The organism is Serratia sp. ASV30 (assembly GCF_016428815.1).
GTDB classification, from domain to species: domain Bacteria; phylum Pseudomonadota; class Gammaproteobacteria; order Enterobacterales; family Enterobacteriaceae; genus Chania; species Chania fonticola_C.
Map to the genome: position 1 here is coordinate 1 of NZ_JAELTL010000099.1, position 8,875 is coordinate 8,875.

General features: G+C 55.8%; 9 protein-coding genes. 2 read left to right on the forward strand and 7 right to left on the reverse strand.

Annotated elements, in window-relative coordinates:
• The coding region (locus JHD74_RS24775; RefSeq protein ID WP_199063757.1) for a TIM barrel protein at positions 1-704 on the forward strand (704 nt) is incomplete at its 5' end.
• Positions 705-783: 79 nt separating this feature from the next.
• Here JHD74_RS24775 and JHD74_RS24780 read toward each other — a convergent pair.
• Both JHD74_RS24780 and dsdX read right to left on the reverse strand, forming a co-directional pair.
• Positions 784-2,112, reverse strand: coding sequence for a D-serine ammonia-lyase (locus JHD74_RS24780; RefSeq protein WP_199063758.1), 1,329 nt, complete (start codon positions 2,110-2,112; stop codon positions 784-786).
• 17 nt (positions 2,113-2,129) lie between these two features.
• Positions 2,130-3,467 (reverse strand): D-serine transporter DsdX, encoded by a 1,338-nt coding sequence (gene dsdX, locus JHD74_RS24785; RefSeq protein WP_024485917.1) that lies wholly within the window; start codon positions 3,465-3,467, stop codon positions 2,130-2,132.
• Positions 3,468-3,678: 211 nt separating this feature from the next.
• On the opposite strand from dsdX, the gene dsdC reads away from it, so the two are divergent.
• Positions 3,679-4,620: a DNA-binding transcriptional regulator DsdC gene (gene dsdC / locus JHD74_RS24790; RefSeq protein WP_024528081.1), complete on the forward strand. Its 942-nt coding sequence runs from the start codon at positions 3,679-3,681 to the stop codon at positions 4,618-4,620.
• Here dsdC and JHD74_RS24795 read toward each other — a convergent pair.
• From JHD74_RS24795 to tmaR, 5 genes are all read right to left on the reverse strand, one after another.
• Complete coding sequence (locus JHD74_RS24795; protein ID WP_199063759.1) at positions 4,617-5,234, reverse strand: ABC-type transport auxiliary lipoprotein family protein; 618 nt, start codon at positions 5,232-5,234, stop codon at positions 4,617-4,619. The two genes, dsdC and JHD74_RS24795, sit on opposite strands and share 4 nt — an antisense overlap.
• Positions 5,231-6,172, reverse strand: a complete 942-nt coding sequence (locus tag JHD74_RS24800) for an MlaD family protein (protein ID WP_024528079.1) — start codon at positions 6,170-6,172, stop codon at positions 5,231-5,233. Before JHD74_RS24800 ends, JHD74_RS24795 begins: the two co-directional genes overlap by 4 nt.
• Before the next feature lie 3 nt (positions 6,173-6,175).
• A complete protein-coding gene (locus JHD74_RS24805; RefSeq protein ID WP_024528078.1) occupies positions 6,176-6,973 on the reverse strand; it encodes an ABC transporter ATP-binding protein in 798 nt (265 codons plus the stop codon).
• Positions 6,970-8,115 carry an ABC transporter permease gene (locus JHD74_RS24810; RefSeq protein WP_024528077.1) on the reverse strand — a complete coding sequence of 382 codons (1,146 nt, stop codon included), beginning with the start codon at positions 8,113-8,115 and terminating at the stop codon, positions 6,970-6,972. Before JHD74_RS24810 ends, JHD74_RS24805 begins: the two co-directional genes overlap by 4 nt.
• A 217-nt stretch (positions 8,116-8,332) precedes the next feature.
• Complete coding sequence (tmaR, locus tag JHD74_RS24815) at positions 8,333-8,650, reverse strand: PTS system regulator TmaR (protein ID WP_024528076.1); 318 nt, start codon at positions 8,648-8,650, stop codon at positions 8,333-8,335.
• Between the last annotated feature and the right edge of the window lie 225 nt (positions 8,651-8,875).

Consider the following 8,875-nt stretch of genomic DNA (forward strand, 5'->3'; position numbering starts at 1 on the left):
TTCATGCACTGGGCTTTGGTGTTGAAATCTGGAGCTGGGCCAATAAGGATATCGATGCACTGGTGGCGACAGGAGCTCGTTTCACTTCAATGACCGGTTATCTCAGCGGCAATCTAACCGATGAACAAGAGATCGCGCAGTTGCTGCAAAGTGCAGAAGCCTCCCTGATGATAGCCGAACGGTTGAGCTGCCCCAGCCTGAACCTGCACGGTACCGGCCTGGATCCACAGGGCTTACCGGTAAAACCGGTTGAGAGGGTGACGGGTAACATGTGGCTGAAGGCTGCCGATACGCTTCGTTGTTTAGCACAACTCGGTGAACGGGCTGGGCGTATCTTCACCCTGGAGAACTTGAACCTGACGGTTGATCATCCCGGCACGCCTTTTGCCCGCGCAGCTGACACACTGGCATTGGTAGAGACGGTCAATAGCCCAGCGCTTAAGATGAACCTTGACCTCTATCATGCACAAATCGGTGAGGGCAACCTGATTGAACTGATCCGCCGCTGTGGCACACAGATTGGCGAGATCCAGGTGGCGGATGTGCCTGGGCGTATGCAGCCTGGGACCGGGGAAATCAACTATCGCGCCATTGCAAGAACGCTGCAGGAGATTAATTACCAAGGAGTGGTAGCACTCGAAGGCTGGGCCTCCGGGGACAGTAGCGAAGCACTGGCACAGTTTCGCGATCGCTTCACGCTGTGATGTTTTGCTCGGTGGGGAATCGCTAAATGGGCGCAGCATGTGCAGCGCCCCCCTCCCGTAAAGCGTGGTTTTGTCAGCGCTAGCGTGCGGCTGCGAGGTACTTGGCCATCTCTTCCTCAGGCACCATACCGCCACCGGTTGCCCAAACCAAATGCGTCGCATTAGCGATCCGTTGGGCATCGATCTGATGGCTGTCCAGATATTGAGGGTCGGCGCAAACTCGAGCTGGCCCCGCCATGCCAGCCAACGCAGAAGGCTCCAGCTGAATGCCCTCAACAGCGGCGAGCAAACCAAGCAGGTCGTACATCTCCTGATCGCTCAGGGTGTAGAAACCATCCAGCAGGCGTTCCATGGCACGCCCGACGAACCCGGAAGCCCGGCCAACGGCCAAACCATCCGCCGCCGTGAAGTTATCAATCCCCAGGTCCTGCACCGCAATGTGATCGTGCAGCCCGGTGTGGATCCCAAGCAGCATGCAAGGTGAGTGCGTCGGCTCGGCAAAGATGCAGTGCACATGGTCACCAAACGCCAGTTTTAGGCCAAACGCCACTCCGCCAGGCCCGCCGCCAACGCCACAGGGCAAATAGACAAATAACGGATGGTCCTGATCAACCTGGATGTTCATCTGTGCAAACTGCTTTTTCAGACGCCCACCGGCCACCGCATAGCCGAGGAACAGGGTTGGCGAATTTTCATCATCGATAAAGAAACAGCGCGGATCGGACTCTGCCTGCTTGCGCCCCTGAGCCACCGCCACGCCGTAATCCTGCTCGTATTCCACCACGTTAACGCCGTGCTCGCGCAGTTTACGCTTTTTCCAGGCGCGAGCATCGGCAGACATATGCACGCTCACGCTGAACCCCAGCTTGGCGCTCATGATGCCAATCGACATCCCCAGGTTGCCGGTTGAGCCCACGGCAATGCTGTACTGGCTGAAGAACTGCCGGAACTTGTCGCTAAACAGGATGCTGTAATCGTCGTCTACCGTCAGCATGCCCGCCTCGATGGCCAGCTTTTCCGCGTGGGTCAGCACTTCATAGATGCCGCCACGGGCCTTGATGGAGCCAGAAATCGGTAAATGGCTGTCCTTTTTCAACCACATTTTACCCGCGATGGCCTGCTCATAACGCTGCTCCAGCGCGCCCTGCATAGCCGGGATCGCCACTACCTCAGACTCGATAATGCCATTCGTTTGCTGCGTTTCAGGGAATGCCAGGCACAGATACGGAGCAAAGCGTTGCAAGCGCGCTTCGGCTTCGGCGACATCATTTTGCGTCAGCCCGACGTACGGTAACCCTTCCGCCAGCGTGGTCGTATTGGGGTTGAACCAGGTCACCGCTTCCAAATCCATCAGCCGTTGCACCAAAGGAAATTTCACTACCAGGTTTTCAATGTCTAACGTATTCATAAATAGTCTCTTTTGGTCTAGATGATATAAGAAAGCAGGAATGTGGTTCCCAGCGCAATCAGCGAAGCAATAAAGGTGGCCGAGGTATAATACTTAAACATCTCGCTGAGCGTCGCGCCGCAGTATTGTTTAACCAACCAGAACAGCGAGTCGGTGACAATGGTGCAACCGATGGCACCAGAGCCGATAGCCAACGCGATGATCTCCGGGCTGACGCCAGGGTAATGCGGCAGCACGGGAGCAACAATCGCCGTCGCCCCCATCATCGCCACGGTGGCCGACCCCACAGCCGCATGCAGGCAGATAGCCACCAACCAGGCCAGCAAGATCGGATGCATGTCCATATTCGACAGGATCACGGCCAGCGTATCTGCCAGCCCACTGGCTTTTAATATGCCGTTGAATGCACCGCCGGCCCCGATAATCAGCAAGATGTTGGCGATGGAAGAGAAGCCGTTTTCCGTTTTGGTCAACAAGGTGCCCATGCCCATGTTGCGGCGAATCCCCAGCACGTAGTAGGCCACGAAGGCGGCGATAAACATGGCGGTGATCGGGTTGCCGATAAACTCCAGGAAGGTATACAGCGCACTGTCTTTGGCCATATAGAGTTCCGCTGCGGTTTTCACCAACATCAGAATGATCGGCAATAGCACGGTAAACAGTGTGGCCCCCAACGAAGGCAAGTCCTGCTCGTTGCGCACCTGCACGGAGGAAAACTCGGCGGGTACGGGTTTGAACGGCAGACGCTTACCGACCAACTTGAGGAACAGTGGCCCACCGATCAGCGAGGCGGCCAGCCCGACAATCAGGCCATAAACAATCACCGAGCCCACATCGGCACCCAGCTTGTTGGTGACAAACAGCGCCGCCGGATGCGGAGGAACCACACAGTGCACAGCCATCAATGCGGTACACAGCGGGATCGCCAACTTCAGCAAGGAGGTATTGGTTTTTTTGGCAATTGAGAACGCCAGCGGGATCAGCAACACCACGCCCACTTCAACAAACAGCGTAATACCGCAGACCAGCCCCACCAGCACCATGATCACATCAGCCGACAGCCAACGGCACTTTTGCAAAGTGATGCCAATGCGTTCTGCCGCCCCGGACACTTCCATCATGTTGCCCAGAATGGTACCTAAACCAATCACCGCCGCCAGGAAGCCCAAGGTCCCGCCGATGCCGCCTTCAATAGCATTGACCATTTCCAGCGGGTTCATGCCCATCAGGGCCCCCACATAAAAACTGGCCAGCAACAGCGCCAGGAACGGGTGGATCTTGAATTTTACGATAGTGAGAATAATGATAATGATGCTGCTTAATAACGTAGCGACTACCCAGATCTGCGAGTCCATGTTCAGCGTCCTTCCAGGATAAATTTCACTCCTATTGGAAACTAACGCCCCAGCGCTGACAAACGATCAAAACGCCTCTTCACATGAACCAGATTCAATCAATAAGGTGATTTCGGTCAACATTTGGCACTATTTCTTTCTTTGACTCACATTGCTTCATCTTTAAGTCTCCGGCTTCGATATAATCTGGTTTATTTCACAGGCGATAACCATGTACGACGACAAGCACCAACTCGCCCGCAACAGGCACCTGAATGGCTATCAGCTAGCCAAGCTGCATACGTTTGAGATTGCCGCGCGGCAAGGCTCGTTCGTGCTGGCCGCCGAAGAGTTGGCGATCACCCCCAGCGCCGTCAGCCATCGGATCAACAACCTGGAAGCCGAGTTGGGTTTTAAGCTATTCCAGCGCTTTCACCGCCGAATCGAACTGACCCCCGAGGGCGAGCGGTTGTTCTGGGTGTTGAAATCGTCACTCAGCTATCTCAATCAGGAAATACTGGAGATTAAAAGCCAGGAGCTGTCCGGCACTCTGACCATCTACTCACGGCCGTCGATTGCCCAATGCTGGCTGGTGCCCAAGCTGGCGGACTTCGATCGCCAATATCCGGCCATCAGCCTGAATATTCTCACCGGCAACGAGATGGTGAACTTCCACGGTGCGGGGATCGATCTGGCGATCTATTTTGATGACAAAACGCCGGAGAAACTCGATTGCCAGCATTTGATGGATGAGTCGATCGTGCCCGTATGCAGCCCGGAGTACGCAGAACGCCATGAGCTAGTGGGTAACCCCGCCAACCTGCGGCGTTGCACGTTATTGCACGATCGTCAGGCATGGAGTTACGACTCGGACATCGGGGAGTGGAATACCTGGGCCAAACACTTTGATCTGGAATTTGCCGAAGGCCAGCGCGGTATGGGGTTTGATCGTTCGGATCTGGCAGTGATCGCGGCCATGAACCACGTGGGAATTGCCATGGGCCGCAAGAAGTTGGTGAGTAAGCGCCTGGAGAATAACGAACTTATCGCGCCCTTCCCCGGCATGGAAATGCAATGTGCACAGCGCTACTACATTTCCACGCTCTCGGACCGGCAATGGCCTAAAATCAACGCCTTTATCCAGTGGTTAAAGGCCATGGCCGACGAGTCTTAATTAGCCGCCTGCTGGCGCGCCCATGCCAGCGTCTGCGCTGCCAGCTTATCGCTGGCCAGGCCAAAGGCCTGCACGACGTTGTCCATCGATGTACCGTGGATCGGCTCGCGAACCGCAAAACTACGGCTGGCCATCACTCGGCGATCGGAGGTGCGTACCAGGCGAGCATCAAAGCGGATCGCCACTTCGCCCCGATCTCCGTTATAGACCCCTTGGAAGGAGGATAAATCGCCGCCTAGCTCAAGATCCGCCTGTAAATTGTCATCGTCGCTGCTCACCGAGCGGAAATGGCCGTTAGTGCGGAACTCCTGGATCAGGCGATTACGCAACAACAGCGGGGCCGGATCGCTCCAGCGCGAACCGCTAAAAGAGGTGATCTCCGCGCCCTGAGGCTGCACAGCAATACGCGTACCGTTCAAGAACTGGCTGGTATTGGGCTGCACGATACGTACCGAGCGTTCAGACGCCTGGCCCCCTGCCACGGCCACTGGCTGGGCTGGCAGCAAATACACCTGCTGTATCGGGCTTTCCGGCAAAATAGTGCAGGCGGCCAGCGGCATCACGGCTACCAGCACCAACAACCGTAGCGTCTGGCGAAGTTTTAGCTTAATCATTTAGGGGTAAACTCCTTGGTACGTTCGCGGCCCCTGAGCAAGGCGGACGGGTTCTCTTCCAGGCGGCTCATGGCACCGCGTAAGGTCAATAAGGTTCTGCGTAATTCATCTACCGCCGGGCCAAGATCGTTGAATCCCCGGATGCCACTATTCAGTGACTGCTGATTTTCGCCAATCAGCTTGTTGAGCAGCGCGGTGGTTTTTTCAAGCGATGCCATGGTATTAGCCGCATTGGCGACCAGTTGCTTGCCCTGCCCGTCCAGCAGCACGTTAGCATTACGCACCAGCCGATTGGTTTGCGCCAGCGTATCGTTGCTTTGCTTGGTCACCAACGCCAGTTGCTGCAAGATGGTGCGGATATCTTCACGCTGCCCCGCCACGGTATTGGTAATCTGTTCCAGATTATCCAACGTATTCACCAACCGTTGCTGATTATCCGGCGTCATCAGTTGATTCAGGCGTACCAGCACCTCGTTGACATTAGTCATCACATCTTCGCCATTGGCAAGCAACTGAGTCAACGGCGATGGCGTGGCGATAATCACCGGGATTGCCCCATCCTCTCCCTTCAGCAACGGGCTGGTTTCACTGCCACCGCTGAGCTGGATATTGGACGTACCGGTAATACCAGCTATCGCCAGGCGAGCCTGGGTGTCCTGGCGGATCGGTGCAGAGGCCGTGACCCGAATACGCGCCCAGACTTTGGTCGGCACGTTGGGATCCAATCGCAGCTGAGTGACTTCGCCCACGCGGATCCCACTGTAATTGACCGTGCTGCCCTGTGATAGGCCGCTAACGGCTTCATTGAACACGATATCGTACTGCTTGAACTGGCGATCGGTGCCGGACTTGGTCAGCCACAGGCTGAACAGCAGCACGGCGGTGAAAATAATCAGCGTAAATAAACCAATCAAGACATGATGCGCACGGGTTTCCATTTGTTATTGCCTCTCTGGGATATTCGTTACGGCCTGCTGTGCCGCCCGCCCACGCGGGCCGTGGAAATATTCTTGGATCCAGGCATCGTCAGTAGCGGCTACCACCTCCAGCGTATCCACCACCAGCACCTTCTTCTGCGAAAGTACCGCAACCCGGTCACAGATTGTATAAAGCGTATCGAGATCGTGGGTAACCAAAAACACCGTTAACCCCAAGGCATCACGCAGCGTACGGATCAGGCTGTCAAAGGCGGCAGCGCCGATGGGATCCAGCCCAGCCGTTGGCTCATCCAGAAATACGATTTCCGGATCCAACGCCAGCGCTCGGGCTAACGCGGCACGCTTGACCATGCCACCAGAAAGCGAGGCCGGATACTTGTTGCCGGCACTGGCAGGCAGCCCGGCCAGCGCCAACTTCACCTGTGCCAATTGCTCGGCATCTCGGCGCGGTAAGCCTGCGTATTCAATCAGCGGCAACGCCACGTTTTCGGTCACCGTCAGTGAGCTGAACAAGGCACCGCGCTGAAACAGCACGCCAAATCGCCTTTCCAGCACGGAGCGACGCGTACCAGAAAGCTCCATCAGATCCTCGCCAAAGACGTGGATCTGGCCGGCGGTTGGACGGCGTAGACCAACGATGCTGCGCAACAGCACGGATTTGCCAGTGCCCGAACCGCCTACCACGCCCAGGATCTCTCCTCGGCGCACGTCCAGATCGAGGTCCACATGCACGCATTGGGTGCCAAAACAGTTTCGCAATTTACGGATGCGAATAATGGCTTCCGGGGTCGTCTGGCTCACACGCCCATCTCCATGAAGAACAGTGCAGCGACCGCATCCAGCAGGATCACCACAAAGATTGAGTGCACGACGCTGGCGGTGGTATGTGCCCCTACCGACTCGGCGCTACCGCTGACTTTAAACCCTTCAAGACAGCCGATAATGGCGATCAGGAACGCAAATACCGGCGCCTTGCTCATCCCCACCAGGAAGTTCTGAAAACCGCCACTGCTCTGCATGATGGTTAAAAACATGGTCGGTGAGATATCCAGCGTCAAGGCGCAGACGACCATGCCGCCAAAGATGCCGCTAATCATGCCGATGAAGGTCAGCATCGGCAACGCCAGGAGCAACGCCAGCACGCGCGGCAGCACCAGCAGTTCAACCGGGTTCAGCCCCATCGCCTGAATAGCATCTATTTCCTCATTGGCCTTCATCAGCCCGAGTTCTGCGGTAAAGGCGCTGGCGGTACGACCCGCCATCAAGATGGCCGTCAGCAACACTGCGAACTCTCGCAGGAAGGAAAACACCACCAGTTGCACGGTAAAAATGCTGGCACCGAAGGTAGACAGGACGGTTGACCCCAGGAAAGCGATGACTGCACCTACCAGGAAGGTCAGCAGCATAATGATCGGCACCGCGTTCAGGCCGATTTGCTGGAGATTGGCCACCAGCGAGGTGAGCCTCCAGCGCGTAGGGCGTAGCAGATTGGCAAACAGGGTTTGCAACGTCAGGCCGATAAACCCCAGCAGGGCTACCAGGTTGTGCCAGAAACTCTCCATCGACCGGCCGACGTTGGCCAGCAGTTCGATTGCCAGACCGGGCGGCTTTTCTGCCGGTGGTGGCGTAAATCCTTGCAAGGCACGGCCAACGGTTTCCAGCAGCACGCGGCGTTCCACAGGGAGCGTGGGGGCTAACTGTTTGAGATCGGATATCCGTTGGTCACCCAGCAGATTGACCAGCAAGGTGGCACCTGCCGTATCCAGGCTGCCCAGTTGGCTGAGATCGAACACCACATCCGCCGGCAAGCGGGTTTGCAGTTGCCCAACGGCGGGTTCCAACAGGCGATAATGTGCCAACACCCAATCCCCAGATGCCAAGATACGGGGAGGATGAAGCGTCTCGTCCAGGTTGAGAAAGGTGCTGAGTTGCGGTTCTGCCATCGATGACAGCCTCTGCTGGCGAAGAAATTTATACCCGTCATCCTTCAAGCGACGGCTTGAAATCGATTGGGCAAAGTCTATTTATAACATTAGCGTAGCGGCTTTAAGCAGATTTGCTATAGCACGGTAACATATCGTTATTCTTTAAGGTCATTCAGGGCGCTGCACCCCTGAAAAGATGCAGGGCCGGGAGATCCCCAGCCCTGTTTGACGCGAATTACTTCACTTCGCCCATCGCTTTCAGCTTTTTGGACAGATCGCGACGTTCTTTCGACAGATCGGCATTTTTGATGATGTAATCATCAACGCGATCTTCATAGTCACCGCGCATGTTGGCGATGATGCCCTGAATGTCTTCAATGCTCATGCCCGGCTTGATGTACTCGCTCAGGTTGTCGAGCAGCAGCACACGCTTCTGGTTGTCACGAATTTTCTTTTCGTTGTCGACGATTTCACGCTGTAGCTTGTTTTTACGGCGGAACATACGCACAAACTCCAGAACGTCCTGGAAACTCGGCTTATTTGCATTATCCATCTTCATACCCTTGCTTTAGTAATACACAGATTCATTTGCTTACGGCCACAATGATACCAAGATACAGGGTTGTGGCCGTCAGACACAACTGTCATTGCCTTATCTTACCCACTTTAGCGCATTGACCCTATCCTGATGCACCTGCTTCATGATCTGATCCACTATTCCTGAGTATTGGCCGTACAGACCTTGAGCAGATCGCCCAACTCTTCCAACTGCTGCGCC

What these genes read in the sequence shown, in the direction of transcription:
- JHD74_RS24795 (WP_199063759.1), bottom strand. Translation starts at nt 5,234, where the DNA reads ATGATTAAGCTAAAACTTCGCCAGACGCTACGGTTGTTGGTGCTGGTA.
- JHD74_RS24780 (WP_199063758.1), bottom strand. Translation starts at nt 2,112, where the DNA reads ATGAATACGTTAGACATTGAAAACCTGGTAGTGAAATTTCCTTTGGTG.
- JHD74_RS24810 (WP_024528077.1), bottom strand. Translation starts at nt 8,115, where the DNA reads ATGGCAGAACCGCAACTCAGCACCTTTCTCAACCTGGACGAGACGCTT.
- dsdC (WP_024528081.1), top strand. Translation starts at nt 3,679, where the DNA reads ATGTACGACGACAAGCACCAACTCGCCCGCAACAGGCACCTGAATGGC.
- tmaR (WP_024528076.1), bottom strand. Translation starts at nt 8,650, where the DNA reads ATGGATAATGCAAATAAGCCGAGTTTCCAGGACGTTCTGGAGTTTGTG.
- dsdX (WP_024485917.1), bottom strand. Translation starts at nt 3,467, where the DNA reads ATGGACTCGCAGATCTGGGTAGTCGCTACGTTATTAAGCAGCATCATT.
- JHD74_RS24800 (WP_024528079.1), bottom strand. Translation starts at nt 6,172, where the DNA reads ATGGAAACCCGTGCGCATCATGTCTTGATTGGTTTATTTACGCTGATT.